Here is a 24,760-nt window from a genome sequence, read left to right on the forward strand (position 1 = left end):
GCTATGGCGCACTGACGCCGGGTTCGGCATCCGCGGTATGCGCGGCAGGGCCGCCGCCGCTTGCGTTGCCCCTTCCACTTCCGCTCTTTCGTTCAAGAGCTTCCAGGCCCGTGCGGCCATGGCGAACGGCGTGAACACTGCCCGCCGCCGGCGACCCGTGCGTACCGGCAGCCAATTGGGCGATCCGCACCTCAGCCTCAGGCAACGACAGATAGAACGTCGTGCCCGCCCCTTCTTTCGATTCCGCCCACACGCGTCCGCCATGCCGCTCCACCACGCGGCGCACAAGCGCGAGGCCGATGCCCTCGCCCGCCGCCACATTGCCGTGCAAGCGCTGAAACGCATTGAATAGGCGCGGCAACGCAACCGCCGGAATGCCCAGACCGTTGTCCCTCACATAGAAGATCCGTAGCGAGTGCACGCCCGGCGGCGCCGGCGTGGTACCGATCTCGATCCTGCCCTCACGCGACGGATCCAGGTAGTTCACCGCGTTGCCAATCAGGTTCGCGAACACCTGCTCAAGCGCGGTTGGGTCGCCCCATACCGCGGGTAATTCGTGCACGTCGACATGAGCATGCCGAGCCCGGATCGAGCCTTGCATCGCGTCGATCACGCGCGGCACGATATCGCGCACCTCGACCTTCTGCTGCCGGTACTCCACCCGGCCGACGCGCGACAACCGCAACAGCGCGTCGATGATATGCGAGGCACGCAGCACCGCCGTCTGCAGATAGTGCAACGCTTCGCCGATATCCTCATCGACCACCCGTTCGATGCGCTGTCGCGTCTCGACCGTAAGCGACGACTCGCGCACCGCGACGCGCAGTTCGTCGCACGCGCGGATCAGCTCCTTCGAAAAGCCTTGCAGGTTCACGAGCGGCGCACGCAGATCGTGCGACACGCTGTAAATGAACATTTCGTTTTCCTGGGTCTGCTGGCGCAAGGTCTCGTTGATCCGCGCGAGCTCGCTGGTGCGGCGCGCCAGGTCCGCCCGGAAGCGCGCCTGGATGCGCTCGGCTTCGAGCAGGCGACGGCTGGTCTCGTGCAAGGTCAGATCGAGGCGCGCGATTTCATCGCCGCCGGGGCCGATCGGCGCCAGCGGCTCATTGCCCGCGAGGCGCCCGGCATTGTCGGCGAGGAGCGCGAGCCGGCCGCGCACGCCGCGCGTGAACAACCAGACGGCTAGCGCGACGAATAGCAACGAGCCGAACACGGCGGCGACCACCAAGGTCTGCTGCCGCTCGCGCGCGGCGTCGGCGGCATTGGAACGCAGCGTGTCGAGACGGCGCTCTTCGGCCTGGAACGCGGCGAGCTGCTGACGAAAGCGGTCGAGCACATCGGTCGAGGCGAGTTCGCGGAATCGCGTCAGGACGTCGCGCTGCCGGCCCGAATGCAGCATGTCCTGAATGCGATCGGACCATTGCCGGTAGCCTTGCACCGACTGACGCACCTGAACCACGCGTTCGACCTGCGCAGGGTTGTCCGCGACCAGTTCGGCCAGCTGATCGATACGCCGGTCCACATCCATCCACACCGTCACGGGGGTGGCGAAGCGGGTGTCGTTGGCGAGCACCGCGCCGCGCAACGCCACGGACTCGCCCAGCACCGGATCGAGAATCGCGGTGGTCTGCCGCAGCACGTCTTCGCTATGGATGGCCCAGCGTTCCGCCTGGGCCGCATCCGACTGCGCCTTGACCAACCCGGACAGGAGCGCCAGTTCAAAGACAGCCGGAATTGCGATCAGCAACAGGCCTTTAGTGGTCAGTCTCATGCATGCGCATTGGAGGTCGGTGGCCGGCAGATCATGCTCGGGGACGGCACATTATGTCGGCGATTGCGTGGGAAAACAAAGAGGACACGCCGTTGACCGCCCATTTGCCGGCGAGCGGCGGCGAACGGAACCAATGAATGCCAATTGATCGTCAGCATTTTGAATTAAACGTAAATCAAATCGAATATTTCGCCCCTATTTGGGTCGACCAGCCCGTAATCGAAACGTCATGCACATTTATTGTGCTGTTACGCGCCACTCGATTGTGCAGACCCATTCTGATGATAGTGGACGAAACCCACGCAGAATCCCATTCCGGTGCCGAATTGCACTGGTTCGATGCGGCTCGGCACAAATTTGGCCCGCTTCTTGCATCCATTGCCCGCTTTTTTGGCATAAGCAGGACATATCGATGGAAAGTCTGAAAACGGGCACCGATACCCTCTTCCTTCTGCTAGGCGCCGCCATGGTGCTGGCGATGCATGCAGGGTTCGCCTTTCTCGAACTCGGTACCGTGCGCAAGAAGAATCAGGTCAATGCGCTGGTCAAGATTCTGGTGGATTTCTCGGTCTCGACGATCGCGTACTTCTTTATCGGCTACACGATTGCATACGGCGTGCAGTTTTTCGGCAGCGCCGAATCGCTGGCGGCGCACAACGGCTATGCACTGGTGCGCTTCTTCTTCCTGCTGACCTTCGCCGCCGCGATTCCGGCGATCGTGTCGGGCGGCATCGCCGAACGTTCGAAATTCAATCCGCAACTGTTCGCGACGTTCGTGCTGGTCGGCTTCATCTATCCGTTCTTCGAAGGGATTGCCTGGAATGGCCGCTTCGGCGTCCAGAACTGGCTGGTCCAGGTGTTCGGCGCGCAGTTCCACGACTTCGCCGGTTCGGTCGTCGTGCATGCGTTCGGCGGTTGGGTCGCCCTGCCGGCTGTGCTATTGCTAGGCGCGCGCCACGGCCGCTACCACCGCGACGGCGGCATCGCCGCGCATCCGCCGTCGAATATTCCGTTCCTCGCGCTGGGTGCCTGGGTGCTGGCGGTGGGCTGGTTCGGCTTTAACGTGATGAGCGCGCAGACCATCGACAAGATCAGCGGCCTCGTCGCCGTCAATTCGCTGATGGCGATGGTCGGCGGCACGCTGACCGCGTGGCTCGCCGGCCGCAACGACCCCGGCTTCACCTATAACGGCCCGCTTGCCGGACTGGTGGCGGTCTGCGCCGGCTCCGACATCATGCATCCGCTCGGCGCCCTGGTGACGGGTGGCATCGCCGGCGTGCTGTTTGTCTACATGTTCACCTGCGTGCAGAACCGCTGGCGTATCGACGACGTGCTGGGCGTATGGCCCTTGCACGGTCTGTGCGGCGCGTGGGGCGGGCTCGCGGCGGGCATTTTCGGCCTGCGCGCGCTCGGCGGCATGGGTGGCGTGTCGTTCGGTGCGCAACTGGTCGGCACTCTGGGCGGGATCGTGGTGGCGACGCTCGGCGGCACGCTCGTATATGGCGCGATCCGTCTGACCGTGGGCCTGCGACTCGATCAGGAAGACGAGTACAACGGCGCCGATCTGTCGATCCACAAGATTTCGGCGACGTCCGAGTAAGCACGCTTCAACGGCCGTCTTGCCGCGCGCAAGCGCACTGGCGGCGCTGCATCCGGCGCTTGCGCGTTGTCAGCGGGCGCGCCGGATTCGAGCGCCGGGCGCGGGCCAGCCTGCTTCCGCGCGCCGGCACCGAACTGTCCCCACATGAACTGGCGGTGTTAGACTTCTGCGCTGGAGATGGCATTCTCCATTAACCGCCCCTGTGGCTGATGATGCCTGCTTCGCCCGGATGATTGCGGACGCGGCGTCGCGCGCCACACTCAGCCCGGTTTGTCGACACTCCGGTTTTGTCAGGCCTCCCCATGTATTGGTCCATTCTCGCTGTCGGTATCGGCGGCGCGCTCGGTTCGCTATTTCGCTGGTTTCTTGGCATCCGCCTGAACGGCCTCTTCAGTGGCTTGCCGCTCGGCACCTTCGCCGCCAACGTCATTGCAGGGTATGTCATCGGCGTCGCCGTCGCGGGGTTCGCGCGGGCGCCGCAGATCGCGCCGGAATGGCGGCTCTTCGTCATCACCGGCTTGATGGGCGGCCTGTCGACCTTCTCGACTTTTTCAGCAGAGGTCGTGCAGCGGCTGCAGGACGGCCGGCTCGGCTGGGCCGCGGGCGAGATCGTGATTCACGTGGGTGCGTCGCTCGTCATGACCATTCTCGGCATCGCGACCGTGTCGTTGCTGTCACGCTGAAAGCGCGGCGGGCGGCTGCCGCCGGCGCGCCTGCCGCTCACGCGTTGGTCATCAGGCGTGTCCCTGCCGTCGCGACACGACGCGATTCCTGCCCGCGCGTTTTGCCGTGTACAACGCACGGTCGGCGCGCTCGAGCGCGATGTTGATGTCGTCGGTCAACTCCACGCCGCATACACCGGACGAAAACGAGTAGCCGATCGAAATCTCCGCGCCGATCGCCACGCGCCGCCCGGTCAAACTGCAGCGGATTCGCTCGACCGCCGCCACAGCTTCGTCGACGGACGTGCCCGGAAACACCATCAGGAATTCCTCCCCGCCGATCCGGCCGATCAGATCCGACTGCCGCATCGCCTTGCGGCTCAGCTCGGCGAAGTCGCGCAACACGGCGTCGCCGGCAGCGTGCCCGTAGGTGTCGTTGATACTCTTGAAATGGTCGAGGTCGACCAGCGCGAGCGTAAGCGGCACGGTGGCATGCACGAACGCCGAAATCGCCAGCTCCAGATACGATAACGCGTGCCGCCGGTTGGCGAGGCCCGTCAACGCGTCGGTGCGCGCCTCCTGAATGGCGCGGTCGCGTGACGCGATCAACGCCTGTTCGCCGTGGCGCAAGGTCGAAATTTCCGTGCCGATCACGACGAGCCAGCCGGACTCGAGCAGCGTCTCGGTCATCCAGTACCAGCGCCCGTCCACGAGATCGGTGGCGAAATTGCGCTGACCCGGCTGGCCGCGCCGCCCCGCCTGCGTTTCGGCGATGAACTCCAGCGCATCGCCGCGATCGATGCGTGCGCCGCACTGTTTGAGCACGCCGTGCAGAATGACGTCGGCGAAGGTCATATCGCGTCCGCCTTCGTCGATCTGAAACGCGGTCCTGAACGTACTGTTTGCAAAGTCGAGCCGATCGGCCGGATCGTACACGCCCACGAGGACATGCGGACCCTCGAGCGCTCCGAAGAGCGCCTGCAAACCGGCAGCGTTGCCGGGAAGGTCCAGGATCGATTTCATGTCTCGTATTTTGTGCGCAATTTAGGAAAAAATAGCACGATACATACCGCGTTCGAATGGAAGTTTCGCTGCGTCAGTCTGATGATTGCGGGTTGCGTCGTATGAATAGCCACGCATGATTCACGCATCGCGTCGCGGAACGCGGGATCGCGCGCGAGAGACCACTCGACGAAAAAGTCGAAAAAAAAGGCGTCACGTTTCCGTGACGCCTTAAAAAGTTCTAGCCATTCCGAGGGCCGTGCTAGAACCTGAGAGACGGTATTCGAAAGTTTGGCCTGCGATGCGGCGCCGTTAAGGTGCACGACATGGACTGTTGCGGAGGACTATGAGAAGACACTCGACCAGACTTTGCGCGGGCCACGGCAGGTTCAGAAAACTTCAAAATACTGAACCTGAAACCGTCTTTCGAAATAGGATTCCATTTTTTATGGTTATGCTGACTAAGTCAAGCAAAATATAAAGGACATCAGTCGTTGCGGCAAAATGTTCCGATACAATAAATCTTCTGATGGAAAGCATATCCATGTCCCACTTCGGGGCCTGCGGCGGCACTGAGAGAGACAGCCTCCAGTAAGGCTGGGGGCAGAAAACTGAAATAAAGTTCCAAAAAATTTCCATGACCCAACCCACCCCCTTGCGAACCGTAGCTGATCCGGCCAAAGAAAAAGACGGCTCCGGCGAGGAAGTGACCGCCCTCGCACGCGGCTTGACGGTGCTGCGCGCCGTGGCCGCCGCCGACGCGCCGCTTAGCAACCGCGAGCTGACCGAAATGACCGGCATTCCCAAGCCCACCGTTTCGCGAATCACCGCCACGCTCGTCGGCGCGGGCTTCCTGTTCCGCTTGCCCGATAGCGAGCGTTTCGTGCTGACCTCGTCTGTACTGGAGTTGAGCAACGGTTTTCTGCGCAACTTCGACATTCGCGCTCGCGCGCGGCCGTTCCTGATCGAACTCGCGGAACGCACTGCGTTGTCCGTGCATCTGGCCGTGCGCGACCGCCTCGACATGGTGGTGATCGACGCGATCCGGCCGCGCTCGGCTGTGCTGGTGTCGCGTCTCGAGATCGGCTCGCGCATGAATCTGAGCCGCACCGCCATCGGCCGTGCCTATCTCGCCGCGCTCGAAGCGCCGGAACGGGAAAAATTGCTGATCGGCTTGCAAGCCGCGGAAGGCGACGATTGGGGCCATGTCGGCAGCCGGCTTGAGAGCGCGTTGCAGGAAACCATTGAGCGCGGCTTCGCCATCGCCACCGGCGAATGGTACGACGGCCTGAACGCGATCGCGCTGGGCTTTACCGGCCCGTCGGGCGAACGCTACGCGGTCAACTGCGGCGGCTCGGCCGACCAGTGCCCGCGCGACTGGCTGATCACGCGCGCCGCCCCCGCGCTGCTCGAGTGCGTGGCCAACATCGTGCTCGAAATCGGCGGCACACCCGGGCGCCGCCTCGATACCTGAAGCGGTCAACGGCTCGCCGGTCGGCGGCCATGGCCATGGCAACCCATCCTGTAACCTTCGTAATCAAAAGAAAAATACGCGGGTGGACTGTTACAGAGCCCGCGACGTAGGATCATGCCTTCCCGTCGCGGGACACACGCCCGGCTTGCCGTCTTCCTTTTGAACGACGTTGCGCCCGCCTGCCAGGATGCCGCCTTGCGTTAGCATCCTTGTCCCGCGTCTCCGGTAGCATCGCGCTGAACGCGCGCGGTGCAGCCGTTGTCGAAACCGCCTGCCGCGCCACTCGCATGCCGGTCCGCCGAACTGTCGAAACGGCAGGAACGCGCGAGCGGCTCACATCCAAGCCAGTCACCTGACCGAACCGATGGACGAACAACAAAAGCATTCGGAAACCACACGCCCCATCCCTCCGGCTTCCCAACCGTCCTCCCGCGGCGGCCCGGCCGGCACACCGACCAGCGCGCCCGGCATGGTGAAGCGGCACCGCGGCCGCAATCTCGCGCTGATCGTCGCGGCGCTCGTCATCCTCGGGTTCGTGCTGTGGCGCTGGCATCCGTGGGGCGGCCCCGGCGGCGGCGCAAGCGGCGCGTCCGGCGCCAGCGCGGCGAGCGGCGGACGGCCCGGCCGCGGCGGTCCCGGCGGCATGGCCAATATGGCGCAACCCGTTCATGTGGCGACCGCCACGCAGGGTGAGATGCCGGTGGTGCTGACCGCCCTCGGCACGGTCACGCCGCTTGCCAACGTCACCGTGCTGCCGCAGCTGAGCGGGACGCTGCAGGACGTGTATTTCAAGGAAGGCCAGATGGTCAAGAAGGGCGACGTGCTGGCCCAGATCGACCCGCGCCCCTATCAGATCTCGCTCGATAACGCGCAAGGCACGCTCGCGCGCGACGAGGCGCTGCTGCAAACCGCCCGCCTCGACCTGAAGCGTTATCAGACGCTGCTCTCGCAAGACTCCATTGCCAGCCAGCAGGTCGATACGCAGGCGTCGCTCGTGCGGCAATACGAAGGCACGGTGAAGTCCGACAAGGCCAATATCGATACCTACAAGCTCGACCTCATCTACGCGCGCATCACCGCGCCCGTGTCGGGACGCGTCGGTCTGCGCCAGGTCGATCCCGGCAACTACGTGACGCCGAGCCTGACCAACGGCATCGTCGTGATCACGCAGTTGCAGCCGATCAGCGTGATCTTCACCACCTCCGAAGACAATCTGCAACAAATCATCCAGCAGACCCAGGCGGGCGCAAAGCTCTCGGTCACCGCGTATGACCGCAGCAACACCACCTCGCTCGAAGGCGGCATGCTCGAAACGCTGGACAACCAGATCGACACCACCACCGGCACGGTCAAGCTGCGCGCGATCTTCCAGAACAGCAAGAACCTGCTGTTCCCGAATCAGTTCGTGAATACGCGGCTGCTGGTCGACACGATCAAGGACGCCGTGATCGTGCCGACGCCGGCCGTGCTCAACGGCTCGATGGGACCGTTCGTGTACGTCGTGAAGGCGGACAACACTGTCACCGTGCGGCCGGTCAAGGTCGGCCCCGTGGATGGCGAGCGCACCAGTATCAAATCCGGACTGGCGGTGGGCGAGCGCGTCGTGATCGACGGCTCGGACCGCCTGAAGGAAGGCGCGAAAATCACGATTCCGGCGGACAAGCCTCGCGGCGCGTCAGGTGCGTCAGGTGCTTCAAGCGCCTCGGGTGCGCGCGGCGCGGCCGCGGCCTCGGGCGCCTCCGGCGCGCACGGGCATCATGGCAAACACGCGGCGCAAGCCTCGCAATAAAGGCACGGCACCTACCGCATGAATCCATCCCGCGCCTTTATTCTGCGCCCCGTCGGCACCGCGCTGCTGATGGCGGCGATCATGCTGGTCGGTCTCGTCGCGCTGCGCTTTTTGCCGCTCTCCGCGCTGCCCGAAGTCGACTATCCGACCATCCAGGTGCAGACCTTCTATCCGGGCGCGAGCCCGGATGTGATGACCTCGTCGGTCACCGCACCGCTCGAGCGCCAGTTCGGGCAGATGCCGTCGCTCAATCAGATGTCGTCGCAAAGCTCGGCCGGCTCGTCGATCATCACGCTGCAATTCAGCCTCGATCTGCCGCTCGACATCGCCGAGCAGGAAGTCCAGGCCGCCATCAACGCGGCGGGCAACCTGCTGCCTTCGGACCTGCCCGCGCCGCCGATCTACGCCAAGGTCAATCCGGCCGACGCGCCGATCATCACGCTCGCGATCACCTCGAAGACGCTGCCGCTCACGCAGGTGCAGGACCTGGCCGATACGCGTCTCGCGCAGAAAATCTCCCAGGTGGCGGGTGTGGGTCTGGTGAGCCTGTCGGGGGGCCAGCGTCCGGCCGTGCGCATTCAGGCGAATCCCCGCGCGCTCGCCGCGTATGGCCTGAATCTCGACGACCTGCGCACCACCATCTCGAACCTGAACGTCAACACGCCGAAGGGTAACTTCGACGGTCCCACGCGCAACTACACGATCAACGCGAACGACCAGTTGACCGACGCCGAGGCGTACAAGAGCGCGGTGGTCGCGTACAAGAACGGCCGTCCGGTGATGCTGACCGACGTCGCCACCATCGTGCAGGGCGCGGAAAATACCAAGCTCGGCGCATGGGTGAACGGCACACCGGCGATCATTCTGAACGTGCAGCGCCAGCCGGGCGCGAACGTGATTCAGGTGGTGGACAACATCAAGAAGCTGCTGCCGCAATTGCAGCAGTCGCTGCCCGCCGCGCTCGACGTGGAAATCGTCACCGACCGCACCACCACGATCCGCGCTTCCGTGCGCGACGTGCAGTTCGAACTGGCCATGTCGGTCGTGCTGGTGGTGCTGGTGATGTACCTGTTCCTCGCCAACGTCTACGCGACCATCATTCCGAGTCTCTCGGTGCCGCTGTCGCTGATCGGCACGCTCGCCGTGATGTACCTGTGCGGCTTCTCGCTCGACAACCTGTCTTTAATGGCGCTGACCATCGCGACCGGCTTCGTGGTGGACGACGCGATCGTGATGATCGAGAACATCGCGCGTTACGTGGAAGAAGGCGAGTCGCCGCTCGAAGCCGCGCTCAAGGGTTCGAAACAGATCGGCTTCACGATCATTTCGCTGACGGTCTCGCTGATCGCCGTGCTGATTCCGCTGCTCTTCATGGGCGACGTGGTCGGCCGCCTGTTCCACGAGTTCGCCATTACGCTCGCCGTGACGATCGTGATCTCAGCGATCGTGTCGCTCACGCTCGTGCCGATGATGTGCGCGAAGCTGCTGCGCCACACGCCGCCGCACGAGAGCCACCGTTTCGAGGCCAAGGCGCACCGCGCGATCGACTGGGTGATCGCGCGCTACGCGGTCGCGCTCACGTGGGTGCTGAACCGCCAGCGCTCCACGCTGGTCGTCTCACTCCTCACGCTGGTGCTGACCGGACTGCTGTACGTGTACATTCCGAAGGGCTTCTTCCCGGTACAGGACACCGGCGTGATCCAGGCGATCACGCAGGCGCCGCAGTCGGTGTCGTATGCGTCGATGGCCGAGCGTCAACAGGAACTCGCCGCGCAGATCCTGAAGAATCCGGACGTGGAAAGCCTGACCTCGTTCATCGGCGTGGACGGCAGCAATATCACGCTGAACAGCGGCCGCATGCTGATCAACCTGAAGCCGCGCGACGACCGCAGCAGCACCGCAAGCGAAGTGATCCGCCAGTTGCAACGCGACGTCGCGCATATTCCCGGCGCGTCGCTATACATGCAGCCGGTTCAGGACCTGACAATCGATTCGACGGTGAGCCCGACGCAGTATCAGTTCATGCTGACCGATCCGAATATCGGCGAATTCACGACGTGGGTGCCGAAGCTCGTCGAGCGCCTGCGGCAGTCGCCCGAACTGGCGGACGTCGCCACCGACCTGCAGGACAACGGCCAGTCGGTCTACATCGAGATCGACCGCGCCACCGCATCGCGTTACGGCATCACGCCGGCCACCGTGGACAGCGCGCTGTACGACGCGTTCGGCCAGCGGATCATCTCGACCATCTTCACGCAGTCGAACCAGTACCGCGTGATTCTGGAAGCGCAGCCGCAGATGCAGCATTACACCGAATCGCTGAAGTCTATCTATCTGCCCTCTTCCACGTCCTCGGGCGGTCAAGTGCCGCTCTCCTCGATCGCGCGTTTCATCGAGAAGCCCGCGCCGCTGCTGGTCACGCACCTGAGCCAGTTCCCGGCCACCACCGTGTCGTTCAACCTCGCACCGGGTTCGTCGCTCGGCGCGGCGGTCAAGGCGATCGACCAGGCGGAGAAGGACATCGGTTTGCCCGCGTCGTTCCAGACGCGCTATCAGGGCGCGGCGCTGGCCTTCCAGGCGTCGCTCTCGAACGAGCTGTTCCTGATCCTCGCGGCGATCGTCACGATGTATATCGTGCTGGGCGTGCTGTACGAGAGCTTCATTCACCCGATCACGATTCTCTCGACGTTGCCCTCGGCCGGTGTCGGCGCGTTGCTGGCGCTGCTCATCACCGGGCATGATCTGGACATCATCGGCATCATCGGCATCGTGCTGCTGATCGGTATCGTGAAGAAGAACGCGATCATGATGATCGACTTCGCGCTCTACGCCGAGCGCGAGGAAGGCAAGCCCCCGCGCGAGGCGATCTACCAGGCGTGTCTGTTGCGCTTCCGGCCGATTCTGATGACCACGCTCGCCGCCCTGCTCGGCGCGCTGCCGCTCATGCTCGGCACCGGCGCCGGCTCGGAATTGCGCCGCCCGCTAGGTATCGCGATCGCGGGCGGCCTGATCGTCAGCCAGTTGCTGACGCTGTTCACCACGCCGGTGATCTACCTCGCGTTCGACTCGCTCGGCCGCCGCGCGCGTGAGCGCTTCAATCGGGGCGGCTCGTCCAGCGACTCGACGCCGCCCGCCACCGATGCAGGGACCTGACCGATGAACCTGTCGCGTCCGTTTATCTCCCGCCCGGTCGCCACCACGCTGCTCGCGGTCGGCATCGCGCTGGCCGGCATCTTCGCGTTCACGAAGCTGCCGGTGGCGCCGCTGCCGCAGGTCGACTTCCCGACCATTTCGGTGCAGGCCACGCTGCCGGGCGCGAGTCCCGATACCGTGGCGACCAGCGTCGCCAGCCCGCTCGAACGGCATCTCGGCTCGATCGCGGACGTCACCGAAATGACCTCGATGAGCTCGGTCGGCTCGACGCGCATCACCATGCAGTTCGGCCTGAACCGCGACATCGACGGCGCCGCGCGCGACGTGCAGGCCGCCATCAACGCGGCGCGCGCCGATCTGCCGGCGAGCTTGCGTAGCAACCCGACGTACCACAAGGTCAATCCGGCCGACGCGCCGATCCTGATTCTGGCGCTCACGTCGAAAACGCTCACCGCCGGCCAGTTGTACGACTCCGCGGCCACCGTGCTGCAACAGTCGCTGTCGCAAGTGGACGGCGTCGGCGAAGTGGATGTGAGCGGCTCGGCCAATCCGGCGGTGCGCGTCGAGCTGGAGCCCAACGCGCTGTCGCACTACGGCATCGGTCTCGAAGACGTGCGCGCGGCGCTCGCCGCGGCCAACGCGAACAGCCCGAAAGGCTCGATCGAATTCGGCCCGAACCGCGTGCAGATCTACACCAACGACCAGGCCAGCAAAGCATCGCAATACCGGGACCTGGTCATCGCCTATCGCAACGGCTCGGCGGTGAAGCTCTCCGACGTGGCCGAGGTGGTCGATTCAGTCGAAGACCTGCGCAATCTCGGCCTCTTCAACGGCAAGCATTCGGTGCTGGTCATCCTGTATCGCCAGCCGGGCGCGAACATCATCGACACCATCGACCGGGTGACGGCGATGCTGCCGCAACTGCACGCGTCGCTGCCCGCGGATGTCGACATCGCGCCGGCCGCCGACCGCTCCACCACGATCCGCGCCTCGCTGAAAGACACCGAGCGCACGCTGGTGATCGCGGTCGCGCTGGTGGTGATGGTGGTGTTCCTGTTCCTGCGCAACTGGCGCGCAACGCTGATTCCGAGCGTGGCCGTGCCGATCTCGATCATCGGCACGTTCGGCGCGATGTACATGCTGGGGTTCTCGATCGACAACCTCTCGCTGATGGCCTTGACCATCGCGACCGGCTTCGTGGTGGATGACGCGATCGTGGTGCTGGAGAACATCTCCCGACATATCGAGAACGGCGTGCCGCGCATGAAGGCGGCCTTTCTCGGCGCGCGCGAGGTCGGCTTTACCGTGCTGTCGATCAGTATTTCGCTGGTCGCCGTGTTTCTGCCGATTCTCTTGATGGGCGGCATTGTCGGGCGCCTGTTCCGCGAATTCGCGCTGACGCTCTCGCTCGCGATCGGCGTATCGCTGATCGTCTCCCTCACGCTCACGCCGATGATGTGCTCGCGCCTCTTGCGCGAGCCGCACGAGCAGAAGGAAGAAGGCCGCTTTGGCCGCTGGCTCGAACGCGGCTTCGCGTCGATGCAGCGCGGCTACGAGCGCACGCTCGGCTGGGCGCTGCTGCATCCGCGCCTGATCGTGACGACTCTTCTGCTGACAATCGGCCTGAACGTCTGGCTGTACATCATCGTGCCGAAAGGCTTCTTCCCGCAGCAGGACACGGGGCGACTGATCGGCGGCATTCAGGCCGATCAGAGCACCTCGTTCCAGGCCATGAAAGGCAAGTTCACGCAGATGATGGAGATTGTCGGCAAGAATCCGGCGGTGGACAGCGTGGCCGGCTTCACCGGCGGGCGGCAGACCAACTCCGGCTTCATGTTCGTGACGCTGAAACCGAAGTCCGAGCGCAAAGCCTCCGCCGATCAGGTGATCCAGCAACTGCGCGCGCCGCTCGGCGACGTGGCCGGCGCGCGGACCTTCCTGCAGGCGGTGCAGGACATTCGCGTCGGCGGGCGGCAATCGAATGCGCAGTACCAGTTCACGCTGCTGGCCGATTCGACGCCCGACCTGTACCTGTGGGGGCCGAAGCTCACCGAAGCGTTGCAGGCGCGCCCCGAACTGGCGGACGTCAATTCCGACCAGCAGCAAGGCGGCCTGGAAGCGATGGTGACGATCGACCGGGCCACCGCCGCGCGCCTCGGCATCAAGCCGGCGCAGATCGACAACACCTTGTACGACGCGTTCGGCCAGCGCCAGGTGTCGACGATCTACAACCCGCTGAATCAGTATCACGTGGTGATGGAAGTCGCGCCGAAGTACTGGCAGAGCCCGGACATGCTGAAGCAGATCTACATCAGCACCTCGGGCGGCAGCGCGAGCGGCGCGCAGACCACCAACGCGCCCGCGGGCACGGTGACAGCGACGAGCGCCGCCACCACGACCTCGTCCACCAGCGCAACGACGGGCGGCACGGCGGGCACGACCACATCGAGCGCGGCGAGCATCGCCGCCGACTCCGCGCGCAACCAGGCGATCAACTCGATCGCGGCGAGCGGCAAGTCGAGCGCTTCGTCGGGCGCGGCGGTCTCGACCTCGAAGGAAACCATGGTGCCGCTATCGGCGATCGCGAGCTTCGGACCGGGCAATACGCCGCTCTCAGTGAATCACCAGAGCCAGTTCGTGGCCTCGACGATTTCGTTCAACCTGCCTCCGGGCGTCTCCCTGTCGACAGCGACCCAGGCGATCTACGACACGATGGCGCAGATCGGCATGCCGGGCACGATCCACGGCAGTTTCCAGGGCACGGCGCAGGCGTTCCAGCAGTCCATGTCCGATCAGCCGATCCTGATTCTGGCCGCGTTGGCCGCCGTCTATATCGTGCTGGGAATGCTGTACGAGAGCTATATCCACCCGCTCACGATTCTGTCGACGCTCCCTTCAGCGGGCGTGGGCGCATTGCTGGCGTTGCTGCTCTTCCAGACCGAGTTCAGCATCATCGCGCTGATCGGCGTGATTCTGCTGATCGGTATCGTGAAGAAGAACGCGATCATGATGGTGGACTTCGCGATCGAAGCATCGCGGCAAGGACTGTCCTCGCGCGATGCGATCTTTCAGGCGTGTGTGCTGCGCTTCCGGCCGATCATGATGACGACTTTCGCTGCGCTGCTCGGCGCGTTGCCGCTCGCGTTTGGCCGCGGCGAAGGCGCGGAACTGCGCGCGCCGCTCGGGATCGCGATTGTCGGTGGGTTGATTGTCAGTCAGATGCTCACGCTTTATACGACACCGGTGGTGTATCTCTACATGGACCGGATCCGGGTCAGGTGGGAGTCACGCAAGGCTCGCAGAACGGGAGTGGCGCCTTCTTCCTGAGGGTTTGCCAACGCGGCGCCATGGGGGCTGTGCACTGACGACCAACACCCCCAAGGCGCGCGCTAGAGCACGCGAGGCCTCACAGCTTCTGCTCTCTCGCAAGCAGAAAAATCCGCTGCCATTGCCTCGCCTGCCGCTCGCTCGACATGGGCAATACCCACACCTCGCGCGCCGCGTCCTTGACCTTCAGGGCGACCTGCGCTTGCGCCTCGCGGCCTTGCGCTTCGGCCTCCAGCAGATCGGCGAAGATATAGGCACCGTGCTGCTCGCCGAGCCGAATCTCGCACAGGCGCTTGCCGGCCGCGAGCCGCACCGATCCCCAACTGCCCAGGAGTTCGTGAGTCCAGTCACCATTGCGGACATTCGGCGCCACTTCCTTGCGGCGGCGCCACCAATAAGCCAGAGCGGCCATCACCAGGAAAACGGCCAGCGCGGCAACGCCCAGCGCAACGGCCAGTCCGAACGCTGCCTGCAGGGCATAAAACGCGCGGACCGCGCCGTACACCAGCGCGACCAGCGCCATCAACGCAACGATAATCGGCATCGCAAGCTCACTAGACGAAAAACTCAGCCTGACACGCGCGGCGCTCGCCTCTCACCGCAAGAAACCATGGCGGGAAATGCGTGAGCGCCCGCTTTCGACTTTACGGCTTGTGCGTCGCGGCCCAGTCTTTCACCGCCTTCAGCGTGTTCTCGACATGCTTCTCCGGCGACAGGCTCGTGTATTCATAGATGATCTTCCCGTCCGGCGCGATCACATACGACACGCGATTGGCCATCGACGCATGCATCGGCATGCCGGCGTCATACGCGCCGATCACCTTCGAATCGGCGTCGGCCGCGACCGGGAATTTGCTGCGGCATTCGCTCACCGAAAACTTCGTCAAGGTGTCGATGTTGTCGTGCGACACGCCGATCACCGTCGCGCCATATTTCTTGTATTCGTCGACGGCTTCCGCGAATTCGTGCGCTTCGATCGTGCAGCCCGTGGTGAAGGCGGCCGGGTAGAAGTACAGCACCACCGGCCCTTTCTTCAGTTCGGCCGCGAGCGAATACGTATAGGTCTTGCCGCCCAGCGAAGCCTGCGCGGTGAACGCCGGCGCCACGTCGCCCGGCTTGAGGGTCGCCGAGGCCGTCAGCGAATGCAGCGCGAATCCCACCGACACGGCGGCGGCCAATGCCACCGATATGAGTTTCTTCTTCATCTGTCTGTTCCTCCAGGCGTTGATGCACGCGGTTCATCCAATGAAACCGGGGCCGCCGCGTTCATGAGAACGCCAGCCGACTTCGCTATTGGACCACGTACTCACAAGGTACGTAAGAACCCGCCGAAAGGATGCGCAAGTCGTTGCCGTCAGTCCGACAACGACAACCTACGGCAACCCGCGCCAACCCGTTGCTCCGCACGGAAAGCAGTGCGAGACCGGCCGGCCGCCCGTCAGGTCACCACTTCTCCGATATGCGCGCCGAACCAGGCCGCGGCCGACAGGTTCAGCTCCGCCAACACTTCAGGCGTGAAGGCCACGAAGCCGGCCGGCGCATCGGGGCCGAGCGCGATCGACGCCGCATCGACGCCCGCGCCGGCCGCCTCGGCAAGGCGCAGCAAGGTGCCCAGCTCGCCTTGCCGCAACACGATCGCTTCGCGAATCTGCGGCGCGAGGCCGAGCTTCTCCAGCGCCGCGCCTGGCGAGCTGCCGAGCACCACGTGAATCAGAGAAAAAATACCGGTCATGAATGCGGCATCGGCAAACTCGTCATCGGACGGATGCAGCCAGGCCGCGGCCAGCTCCATGAAACGCGAGCGCGTGCCCGCCAGTTGCACCAGCGGATCGGCGCGCAACGGCAGCTCGCCGCTATCGGCATAGAGCAGCAGTTGCGCCCAGCGCGCGATCTGCCGCGTGCCGGTGGCGATGATCGCCTCGCGCAGCGACGCGATATTGCGCCCGAGGCCGAATGCGCTCGAATTGACGAGGCGCAGCAGTTGCACCACCACGCTCGGATTCAGCTTGAGTTCGGCTTCGAGTTCGGTAATGCCGGCATCTCTCGACAGCAACGCGAGCAGGCGCAGCAGGCCCGGCCGCGGCGAGCGGTTGCGCGGCGCGGCCAGCACCTGAGGGCGCGCGAAAAAATAGCCTTGAAACAGATCGAACCCGAGGTCGCGAGCGAGCGCGAAGTCTTCGCGCGTCTCCACCTTCTCGGCGATCAGCGTCTTGCCCTGCCCGCGCAACAGGCATGCGAGCTTTGGCAGCACCGCGCGGTCGGTCTGCATGAAGTCGATCTTGACCATGTCCGCGTAGGGCAGCGCGGCGAGCAACTCGTCCGACAGTTCGCTGACGTCGTCGAGCGCCACCTGGAAGCCGGCGCGGCGCAACTCGCCCAGACGGCGGCCCAATTGCGCATCGAATCGCACCGTCTCGAGAATCTCGAGCACGAAGCGCTCGGGCGGCATCACATGGACGATGTCGCTAAAGAGCAGCGCACGGTCGATATTGACGAAGCCGCGATGCCGGCCCAGCACGGTCGGCACGCCGATCCCGCCGATCGCGCGCGCCACGACCTGCGCCGTGGCCTGGGCGTCGTCGGTGACTTCGGCGTAGTTATGCGCGCCGGCTCTAAACAACAGCTCGTAAGCATTGAGCGCGCCGTCGCGATCGAGGATCGGCTGGCGGCCCAGATAGACGAACTGCACGGGAGGCGGCGGTTCGCAGCCTTCGGCAGTCGACTCGAGCACCTCGCTGTGCCGGGCAAGGGCCCCGGCTTGATGGCGGTCAGACATGAGCATCGGTGCAAGTGTTCGGAAAGCTACGCAGCAGCGGCGTCATAGCCGGCACTGCACAACGGGTTTCCCGTATTAACGGACGTCGGGCGGTGGCACTTTAACTGATTCGGTCTCTAGCCGACGCTTTGGCGCACATACATCCCTTACCGGATGTTTTTCTCAGCACGCGCTAAAGATTTTCCGGCCTGGGCCGTTATCTCGATCTGATGGGGCGGCCTGATACCCTCTCGACCGCCGACCCAGGCGGAAACAGCCGCCCCGCCTGCAGACGAATACAGGTTGCCAGCGATAAACATGGAAGCGAACAGGATCACCGCGCCCCGCCGGGGCTCCTTGCGCACGGTCATCGACCGGCTTCGTGCGCTCGGCCGGCGCGAGCATGGCAAACCGCAGGCGGGAGCAAGCCGCACTGCGCAACTGGAACAGGTGGTCGGCGCCGTCGACCTGCTGGCGCACGTCGACGACGAGTTGCGCTTCCTCTACGTGTCCGACGCCAGCCTGCGCTTCATCGGTTATCACCGCGAGTACCTCGAGACCATCACGCTGCACGATCTCGTCGCGCCGGCCGACGTGCCGCGCCTCGACGCCCTGCTCACGCGCGCGGCCGTCTCCGGCAATGTCGAAAAGGCGACGCTCGGCCTGATCAAGTCGCTCACCTACCCGATCACCGTCGAGTTGCGCGTGGTGCGCAGCACTCACGACGGCACCGAAGGCTATGCGATCGCCGGCTTCGACGTGTCGGCCTGGCGCGCCACCGAGGAACGTCTGACCCAGGCGCTGCATCTGGACCGCCTGACCAATCTGGCCAACCAGCCGGCACTGATCCCGGCGCTGCTCGAGGCCCAGCAGCAAGCCGACGCGCACGGCACGCCGGCGGCGCTGCTCCTGCTCGACCTCGACGACTATCAGCGCGTGAACCGCGCGCTCGGCTACGACGCCGGCGACGAAATGCTGCGCGACACCTCGCGCCGCATTCTGAACATGACGAGCCCGAGCGAGACCGTGGCGCGCGTGGCCAGCGACGAGTTCGCGATTCTCATCAAGCCCGCTGCCAGCCGCACCGACGCGGCGGCCGCCGCCGAAGCGCTGGCGCGGCGACTCTTGACCGCGATCCAGCAGCCGTATGTGTTCAACGGCCAGCAGGTGCACCTGTCGGCGAGCATCGGCATTGCGCTCTATCCCGACGTGCGTCACGCCAACGACACCGCCGCGCACGACACCCACCTGCTGCGCTGGGCCGACCGTGCCCTCTTGCAGGCCAAGGCGGCCGGCGGCAATACGCTCGCCTTTTACGTCCCCGACGACAACCCCGCCGACGCCGAGCGCCTGAAGCTCGAAGCCGATCTCTACGACGGCGTGCGCAACGGCGAATTCTCGCTGCACTTCCAGCCGATCACGAGCAGCCGCACGCACGGCGTGGTCGGCGTGGAGGCCTTGATCCGCTGGTCGCATCCGGTGCACGGGCTGGTGCCGCCGTCCATGTTCATCCCGCTCGCGGAGTCGATCGGCCTGATCAACTTCCTCGGCAACTGGGTGTTGAAGGTGGCCTGCATGCAGTTGATCCAGTGGGACGCCAAAGGCATCGCCCTGCAATATGTAGCAGTGAACGTGTCGCCGCAGCAGTTCCGCGACCCGCGCTTCAAGGACTCCGTGCGCGAAGCGATCGCGTTGACCGGCATCGATCCGCGCCGCCTCGTATTCGAGATCACCGAAAGCCTGCTGATGCACGACCCGGCGCACGCCAAGGGCCTGCTCGAAGACCTGACGGCGATGGGCATCCGCTTTGCGGTCGACGACTTCGGCACCGGCTATTCGAGCCTGGCGTACCTGCAACGCTTCCCGCTCGCCAAGCTTAAGATCGACAGGAGTTTTGTCGAGAATCTGCTAACCTCACGAAACGATCAGGCAATCGTTAGCGCCGTCGTGGGCCTCGCGCAGACACTCGATCTCGAACTGGTGGCCGAGGGCGTCGAAACGGAAGCGCAACGAACCCTGCTCACCGAGATGGGATGCGACCACATCCAGGGGTGGCTCGTCTGCAAGGCGCTGCCCTCCGACGAACTCGCGCTGCGGTTCGAAGCGCGCACGCTTCATCTGCATACCGCATAGCGATGCAGGCAAAGCGCTCATGTAACGGCTCACGCGCCCGCTCATATGCGGGCTCATGTGTGTGCTCATTTGCGTGGATTAGCAGCGGAACAAGCCGGCCTCGGGCCGGCGTGGCACTCATTGGAACACGTATGGCTTTTGCGGGACTCACATGGTAAAGGCGGCGGTGCTCGACCGGCTCTGGACGCGAATGAGCGAGCGCGGCGATTTCCCCATGCTGTCGCAGTCGCTGCGCACCACCATGGCGGCGATGAATAACGACGACCTCGACTTCACCGGCCTCGTGCAGGTGGTGTTGTCCGATTTCGCCCTGACGCAAAAGGTGCTGCGGCTCGCCAACTCGGCCATGTACATTGCGTTCGGCGGCAATATCACGACCGTGTCGCGCGCGCTGATGGTGCTCGGCATGGACGCGGTCGGCCACCTCGTGGTCGGTCTGAAGATCGTCGATCACTTTCATCACAGCGCGCCGCGCCGCATCGACGCGAAACTCGAACTGAACCGCACGCTGCTGTCGGGTTGCGTCGCGCGCAAGCTGACCGAGCGCGGCGATCTGCGCGCCGGCGAGGAAGCCGTGGTCTGCACGCTGATGCGCCAGATCGGCAAGCTGCTGGTGGTGTTCTATCTCGACGCCGAATGGGACCAGATTCGCCGCCACATCGACGACGGCGCGCTCGAAGCCGATGCCTGCGTGCTGGTGCTCGGCGTCACGTTCGACGAGATCGGCGCCGAAGCCGCCGTGCGCTGGCGCCTGCCCGACATGATCCGCTCCGGCATGGGCGAGTTCGACCCGCAGGACGTCACGCAGCCGCGCCAGGTGCAGTGGCTGCGCGCCATCACGAATTACTCGACGGCGGTCGCCGACGTGCTCACCCAGCAGAACATGCCGGACTGGGAACGTGAGCAGCGCATCGCCGAGCTGGCGCGCGAATATAGCGGCGCGCTGAATACCGATCCCGAAGTGCTGCTCGGCATGAGCGTCGCGCTCGCCCGCGAGGAAGGCGGCGACGGCGTGATGCGCGAAATCGTCGAGTTGCGCGCCAACGCGGACGCGATCGCGCGCGAGGCGCTCAATCCCGAGGCGCGCATTGCGGTGGGGGTCAAGGATCTGCGCGGTCTGCCCGAGGGCAGCCCGCTTGCGCCAGCTTTGGCCATGGCCGCGGAAACGCTGCTGGCGGGTCTCGGCTTCGCGCGCACGGTGGTGTTCGTCAAGCACAGCAACGGCACCTTCAAGGCGCGTTTGGGACTCGGACCGAAGATCGACGCGGCGTTACCCAGGCTGACCTTCAATACCGCCTTCGAGCCCGACGTGTTTCATCTCGCGATCGCAAACTCGGTGGGCATCTTTATCGAGAACGCGCGCGATCCGAAGATGGTCGCGAGGCTACCCGAATGGTTCCGCCGCTCATTCGACGACGCCCGCGCCTTCGTGCTGCTACCCGTCGTCGATGAGAGCGACACGACAGTGGCGCTCTTATACGGCGACTGGTCGCATAGTCAGGAGCCACGCCGTATCTCACAGAAAGAAATGAGCGTGTTGAATGAATTGGCCAAGGAGTTAGGCCGTTTTTTCGGCCTGGGGCAGATGCGGGAAATGGAGATGATGTGAAGACCTGGCGTGATCGTTAATCACGGCGCTTCACTCTCCCCCATACTGTATTTGCCCTACGCCACATTGAAGTTGGACCAGTCTCGCCGGACGCGGCATGCACAGCATGCCGCGTCCCCGGTTCGAATCACCTGTCTCAATCCTCGATTCTTTCCAATCCTTGCGCGCTGCGGTCCGCAACACCGGCCCACGCGCCCGCCGCCAGCCCCATATCCGCGATCTGCTCCACCGTGAGTGGCTGCAAGTGCGCGCACAGCGTGCCGATCTCGTCCCACGCGCCGCGCTCCAGTGCGGCGACCGTGCTCAGCAACAGCCCCAACACGCCCTCGCGATGCAGGATCGCGGCCTGGATCGGACGCGACAACGTCAGCACGTTCAAGGTGCTTTCGAGCGAGCCGCCGAATACCGCGTCGACGAATGAGAACACGCCAGTCAGGAATGCCGCGTCGGCTTCATCGCGGCCGGCTTCGGGCAGGCGCTCGATCGCCAGTTCCATGAAGCGCGCGCGCGTCGCGGCGAGTTGCAGCAAGGGATCGTCCTCGAGGGCGACCTTGCGGCCGTCGGCGTAGAGCAGCAGCTGGGTCCAGCGCGCGATGCGGTCCGTGCCCGTCGCGTTGATCGCCTCGCGCAGCGTCGTCACCTTGTGACCAACGGCGAGGCCGCTCGAATTGGCGAGCTTCATCAGATGCATCACCAGCACCGGATTGAGCTTGAGTTCGGCTTCGAGCTGCGCGACGGTCGGCTCCCCCGCCAGCAATTGCAGCAGATTCAGCAACGCGTGGCGCGGCGCGCTGACGCGGCGAGTGGTGGAAGTCTGCGCGCGCGCGAAGAAGTAACCCTGAAAGCGATCGAAGCCGAGTCCCTGCGCCGTTTCGAAATCGGCTTGCGCGTCGATGCCCGAGGCGACCAGCAGCTTGCCCGCCGACTTGAGCACGCTCGCCAGTTTAGGCAGCAGCGCGCGCGGCGCCTGCGTGAAATCGATCTTGACGACTTCCGCGTACGGCAGCAGTTTGGCGAAGGCTTCGTTGGGCTGCGTCACCTCGTCGAGCACGAAGCGATAGCGGCGCCCGTGCAACTGGACGATGCGCGCGACCAGCGCCTCGTCGACCTCGATCGTGGGTGCGAGTTCGAGCATGAAGCGCTCGGCGGGCAGGTGCAGGATCGCGTCGTCCAACAGCATCTCGCGGCTCACGTCGACATACGCCGGATGCCCGGTCAGCGCACCGCGCACCGCGCCCTGCAGCAGACCGTCGATAATGGCTCGCGCCACGAGTTGCGCGGGATCGGGCGCGCGGCCCGGCGCGGCCTCGGCGTCCGCGTCGTTGTCCGCCTCGTGGTCCGCGGCGGCCCGTGCGGCTTCTATCATCGCCGCGGTCCATTGCGGCGCGCGCACCTTGATCTCGTAGCCGCACAGCATGCCGTCCCGATTCAGAATCGGCTGACGCGCGAAGCTGGCATTCAATTGCGCATCGTCCGCGGCGCCCGTCTGGCCCGGATTCCCGATTGCGATGGTGGTCATTGTGCTCCCCCGCTGAGCGCCTTCGCGGCGCCTACTACAGTATTCTGGTTTTCGCTCCACCGTTAGCGCATGGCCCGAGACATGAAGCCGCTGGCGCCCGCGATGTGCCCGGCGATTTTATCGCAGGCCGCCATGCGCGGACACGCCTATGAAGCAATATCTCGAAATAATTGGAGAAGTGTCCGAAAGATTTCCGGCACGAAATCGCCGATACTCTTGTGCAGTGCAGAAGCGTTCCAACCGCGTTTAACCACCGAGGAAAAACATGGACGTCAAAAGCGTGCTGTCAAATGCCTTCGCAATGCCGATCACCAGCCCGGCGTTTCCCATGGGCCCGTACCGGTTCATCAATCGCGAGTTTCTGATCATCACCTACCGCACCGATCCGGACAAATTGCGCGCCGTGGTGCCCGAGCCGCTCGAAATCGGCGAGCCGCTGGTGCATTACGAGTTCATTCGCATGCCGGATTCGACCGGCTTCGGCGACTATACGGAAAGCGGCCAGGTGATTCCTGTCTCGTATCAGGGCGTGGCGGGCGGCTACACGCTGGCCATGTATCTGGACGACCACCCGCCGATCGCCGGCGGCCGCGAATTGTGGGGTTTTCCGAAGAAGCTCGCCAACCCGGTGCTCGCCGTCCACACCGACACGCTCGTCGGTACGCTCGACTACGGCCCGGTTCGGATCGCCACCGGCACGATGGGCTACAAGCATCGCCAGCTCGATCTCGCGCAGCAAAAAAAACGCCTCGAAACGCCGAACTTCCTGCTCAAGGTGATTCCGCACGTGGACGGCACGCCGCGTATCTGCGAGCTGGTGCGCTACTACTTGCAGGACATCGATCTAAAAGGCGCATGGACCGGGCCGGCCGCACTCGAACTGGCGCCGCACGCGCTCGCGCCGGTCGCGGCGTTGCCGGTGCTGGAGGTGGTCGAGGCGCGTCATCTGCTTGCCGACCTGACGCTCGGTCTCGGCGAAGTGGTATTCGATTATCTCGATCAGCCGGAAGCGAATACACGCTGATCGATCCACAGTTACCGCGCGGTATCGGTGGGCGCGCGCGTCGTCCCTCAAATGCAAACGAGAACGCGCGAGACGCGCGAAGCCTTACTTCAACACGACCTTCACGTCGAAGTACTTGGCTGCGAAGCGGTCGATCGTGCCGTCCGCCTTCAGTTCCTTGAGCGCCTGGTTCAGCGCGTCTTTCAGTGCCTTGTCGCCCTTGCGGATGCCGAAGCCCACACCCGCGCCGAGCAGCTTCTCATCGGTGACGGCCGGACCGGCAAACTCGAAGCCGGCGCCTTGCGGCTTCTTCAGAAAGCCCTTCGACGCGGCTTCCGCGTCCTGGAACGCGGCGTCCAGACGCCCCGAGGCGAGGTCGGCGTAAATCTGGTCCTGCGTCTGATACGGCACGACGTCCACGCCCGCCGGCGCCCAGCGCGCCTTCGCGTAAGTTTCCTGAATCGTGCCCTGCAGCACGCCGACATGCTTGCCCTTGAGCGAAGCCGGCGTCGGCTGCAGACCGCTGCCCTTCTTCGCGATCATCTGATTCGGGATCGTGTAGATGGGATCGGTGAAATCGATCGCCTGGCGACGCTGCTCCGTGATCGTCATGTCCGAATTGATCGCGTTGAACTTGCGCGCCTGCAAGGCCGGGATCAGACCGTCGAACGAGTTCTCGACCCACACGCATTTGGCCTTCAGCTTCGCGCACACGGCATTGCCGACGTCGATGTCGAAACCTTGCAGTTCGCCCGACGGCGACTTCGATTCGAACGGCGCATACGACGCCTCGACGCCGAAATGCACTTCCTTGATATCGGCAGCCGATGCGGTGCCGGCCGTGGTCGTGGCCGCCGCGAACAGCGCGAGCGCAGCCATGTTTCGCCAATTCATTTTCATTGCGGGTGTTCCTCTACGGTATTGAACAAGACGGAGCCGAATCCAGGCAAGCATGATTGCCGC

The 24,760-nt window shown here is 64.5% G+C and carries 16 protein-coding genes and 1 riboswitch; of the genes, 9 read left to right on the forward strand and 7 right to left on the reverse strand.

The genetic code is table 11. The annotated features are described in order from the left end of the window. Position 1: 1 nt before the first annotated feature. On the reverse strand, positions 2-1,771 hold the full coding sequence (locus BLW71_RS08325; RefSeq protein ID WP_091794973.1) for a sensor histidine kinase: 1,770 nt from the start codon (positions 1,769-1,771) through the stop codon (positions 2-4). A 412-nt stretch (positions 1,772-2,183) separates the two neighbouring features. On the opposite strand from BLW71_RS08325, the gene BLW71_RS08330 reads away from it, so the two are divergent. Beyond that, positions 2,184-3,371: an ammonium transporter gene (locus BLW71_RS08330; protein WP_091794976.1), complete on the forward strand. Its 1,188-nt coding sequence runs from the start codon at positions 2,184-2,186 to the stop codon at positions 3,369-3,371. A 164-nt stretch (positions 3,372-3,535) separates the two neighbouring features. Next, positions 3,536-3,597, forward strand: a riboswitch (Fluoride riboswitch). 76 nt (positions 3,598-3,673) lie between these two features. Beyond that, positions 3,674-4,054, forward strand: a complete 381-nt coding sequence (gene crcB, locus BLW71_RS08335) for a fluoride efflux transporter CrcB (protein WP_038456463.1) — start codon at positions 3,674-3,676, stop codon at positions 4,052-4,054. A gap of 51 nt (positions 4,055-4,105) precedes the next feature. Here crcB and BLW71_RS08340 read toward each other — a convergent pair whose 3' ends face one another. Further along, positions 4,106-5,056, reverse strand: coding sequence for a GGDEF domain-containing protein (locus BLW71_RS08340; RefSeq protein ID WP_091794979.1), 951 nt, complete (start codon positions 5,054-5,056; stop codon positions 4,106-4,108). Positions 5,057-5,672: 616 nt separating this feature from the next. Here BLW71_RS08340 and BLW71_RS08345 point away from each other — a divergent pair. The 4 genes from BLW71_RS08345 to BLW71_RS08360 all read left to right on the forward strand — a co-directional run bounded on the left by BLW71_RS08345 (position 5,673) and on the right by BLW71_RS08360 (position 14,778). After that, the gene (locus BLW71_RS08345; protein WP_091794982.1) at positions 5,673-6,509 is read left to right on the forward strand and encodes an IclR family transcriptional regulator; all 837 of its coding nucleotides are present in this window, start codon (positions 5,673-5,675) and stop codon (positions 6,507-6,509) included. Between the two features lie 364 nt (positions 6,510-6,873). Next, positions 6,874-8,298 (forward strand): MdtA/MuxA family multidrug efflux RND transporter periplasmic adaptor subunit, encoded by a 1,425-nt coding sequence (locus BLW71_RS08350; RefSeq protein ID WP_091794985.1) that lies wholly within the window; start codon positions 6,874-6,876, stop codon positions 8,296-8,298. A gap of 18 nt (positions 8,299-8,316) precedes the next feature. Then, the gene (locus BLW71_RS08355; RefSeq protein WP_091794988.1) at positions 8,317-11,451 is read left to right on the forward strand and encodes an MdtB/MuxB family multidrug efflux RND transporter permease subunit; all 3,135 of its coding nucleotides are present in this window, start codon (positions 8,317-8,319) and stop codon (positions 11,449-11,451) included. A gap of 3 nt (positions 11,452-11,454) precedes the next feature. Next, positions 11,455-14,778, forward strand: coding sequence for an efflux RND transporter permease subunit (locus BLW71_RS08360; protein WP_091794990.1), 3,324 nt, complete (start codon positions 11,455-11,457; stop codon positions 14,776-14,778). A 79-nt stretch (positions 14,779-14,857) separates the two neighbouring features. On the opposite strand, the gene BLW71_RS08365 is transcribed toward BLW71_RS08360, so the two are convergent. The 3 genes from BLW71_RS08365 to BLW71_RS08375 form a co-directional block, all read right to left on the reverse strand. Next, positions 14,858-15,322 (reverse strand): hypothetical protein, encoded by a 465-nt coding sequence (locus BLW71_RS08365; protein WP_091794993.1) that lies wholly within the window; start codon positions 15,320-15,322, stop codon positions 14,858-14,860. A gap of 100 nt (positions 15,323-15,422) precedes the next feature. Continuing rightward, complete coding sequence (locus BLW71_RS08370) at positions 15,423-15,983, reverse strand: peroxiredoxin (protein ID WP_091794996.1); 561 nt, start codon at positions 15,981-15,983, stop codon at positions 15,423-15,425. Between the two features lie 233 nt (positions 15,984-16,216). Next, on the reverse strand, positions 16,217-17,554 hold the full coding sequence (locus tag BLW71_RS08375; protein WP_091800600.1) for an EAL and HDOD domain-containing protein: 1,338 nt from the start codon (positions 17,552-17,554) through the stop codon (positions 16,217-16,219). 297 nt (positions 17,555-17,851) lie between these two features. Here BLW71_RS08375 and BLW71_RS08380 point away from each other — a divergent pair, with 297 nt between their 5' ends. Further along, on the forward strand, positions 17,852-19,666 hold the full coding sequence (locus tag BLW71_RS08380; RefSeq protein ID WP_091794999.1) for a putative bifunctional diguanylate cyclase/phosphodiesterase: 1,815 nt from the start codon (positions 17,852-17,854) through the stop codon (positions 19,664-19,666). A 151-nt stretch (positions 19,667-19,817) separates the two neighbouring features. After that, on the forward strand, positions 19,818-21,275 hold the full coding sequence (locus tag BLW71_RS08385; RefSeq protein WP_091795002.1) for an HDOD domain-containing protein: 1,458 nt from the start codon (positions 19,818-19,820) through the stop codon (positions 21,273-21,275). A gap of 136 nt (positions 21,276-21,411) precedes the next feature. Here BLW71_RS08385 and BLW71_RS08390 read toward each other — a convergent pair whose 3' ends face one another. Further along, the gene (locus BLW71_RS08390) at positions 21,412-22,794 is read right to left on the reverse strand and encodes an EAL and HDOD domain-containing protein (RefSeq protein ID WP_091795005.1); all 1,383 of its coding nucleotides are present in this window, start codon (positions 22,792-22,794) and stop codon (positions 21,412-21,414) included. Between the two features lie 265 nt (positions 22,795-23,059). Between BLW71_RS08390 and BLW71_RS08395 the strand changes: the two genes are divergently transcribed. Continuing rightward, complete coding sequence (locus BLW71_RS08395) at positions 23,060-23,818, forward strand: acetoacetate decarboxylase (protein WP_091795008.1); 759 nt, start codon at positions 23,060-23,062, stop codon at positions 23,816-23,818. An 84-nt stretch (positions 23,819-23,902) separates the two neighbouring features. Here BLW71_RS08395 and BLW71_RS08400 read toward each other — a convergent pair whose 3' ends face one another. Continuing rightward, the gene (locus tag BLW71_RS08400) at positions 23,903-24,697 is read right to left on the reverse strand and encodes an ABC transporter substrate-binding protein (protein WP_091795012.1); all 795 of its coding nucleotides are present in this window, start codon (positions 24,695-24,697) and stop codon (positions 23,903-23,905) included. Positions 24,698-24,760 lie beyond the last annotated feature (63 nt).

Source organism: Burkholderia sp. WP9, from assembly GCF_900104795.1.
Classification (GTDB): Bacteria; Pseudomonadota; Gammaproteobacteria; order Burkholderiales; family Burkholderiaceae; genus Paraburkholderia.

Coding starts and splice junctions, on each gene's coding strand:
- BLW71_RS08375 (WP_091800600.1), bottom strand. CDS start 17,554: ATGTCTGACCGCCATCAAGCCGGGGCCCTTGCCCGGCACAGCGAGGTG.
- BLW71_RS08325 (WP_091794973.1), bottom strand. CDS start 1,771: ATGAGACTGACCACTAAAGGCCTGTTGCTGATCGCAATTCCGGCTGTC.
- BLW71_RS08400 (WP_091795012.1), bottom strand. CDS start 24,697: ATGAAAATGAATTGGCGAAACATGGCTGCGCTCGCGCTGTTCGCGGCG.
- BLW71_RS08395 (WP_091795008.1), top strand. CDS start 23,060: ATGGACGTCAAAAGCGTGCTGTCAAATGCCTTCGCAATGCCGATCACC.
- BLW71_RS08385 (WP_091795002.1), top strand. CDS start 19,818: ATGGTAAAGGCGGCGGTGCTCGACCGGCTCTGGACGCGAATGAGCGAG.
- BLW71_RS08330 (WP_091794976.1), top strand. CDS start 2,184: ATGGAAAGTCTGAAAACGGGCACCGATACCCTCTTCCTTCTGCTAGGC.
- BLW71_RS08365 (WP_091794993.1), bottom strand. CDS start 15,322: ATGCCGATTATCGTTGCGTTGATGGCGCTGGTCGCGCTGGTGTACGGC.
- BLW71_RS08380 (WP_091794999.1), top strand. CDS start 17,852: ATGGAAGCGAACAGGATCACCGCGCCCCGCCGGGGCTCCTTGCGCACG.
- crcB (WP_038456463.1), top strand. CDS start 3,674: ATGTATTGGTCCATTCTCGCTGTCGGTATCGGCGGCGCGCTCGGTTCG.
- BLW71_RS08355 (WP_091794988.1), top strand. CDS start 8,317: ATGAATCCATCCCGCGCCTTTATTCTGCGCCCCGTCGGCACCGCGCTG.
- BLW71_RS08370 (WP_091794996.1), bottom strand. CDS start 15,983: ATGAAGAAGAAACTCATATCGGTGGCATTGGCCGCCGCCGTGTCGGTG.
- BLW71_RS08360 (WP_091794990.1), top strand. CDS start 11,455: ATGAACCTGTCGCGTCCGTTTATCTCCCGCCCGGTCGCCACCACGCTG.
- BLW71_RS08340 (WP_091794979.1), bottom strand. CDS start 5,056: ATGAAATCGATCCTGGACCTTCCCGGCAACGCTGCCGGTTTGCAGGCG.
- BLW71_RS08345 (WP_091794982.1), top strand. CDS start 5,673: ATGACCCAACCCACCCCCTTGCGAACCGTAGCTGATCCGGCCAAAGAA.
- BLW71_RS08390 (WP_091795005.1), bottom strand. CDS start 22,794: ATGACCACCATCGCAATCGGGAATCCGGGCCAGACGGGCGCCGCGGAC.
- BLW71_RS08350 (WP_091794985.1), top strand. CDS start 6,874: ATGGACGAACAACAAAAGCATTCGGAAACCACACGCCCCATCCCTCCG.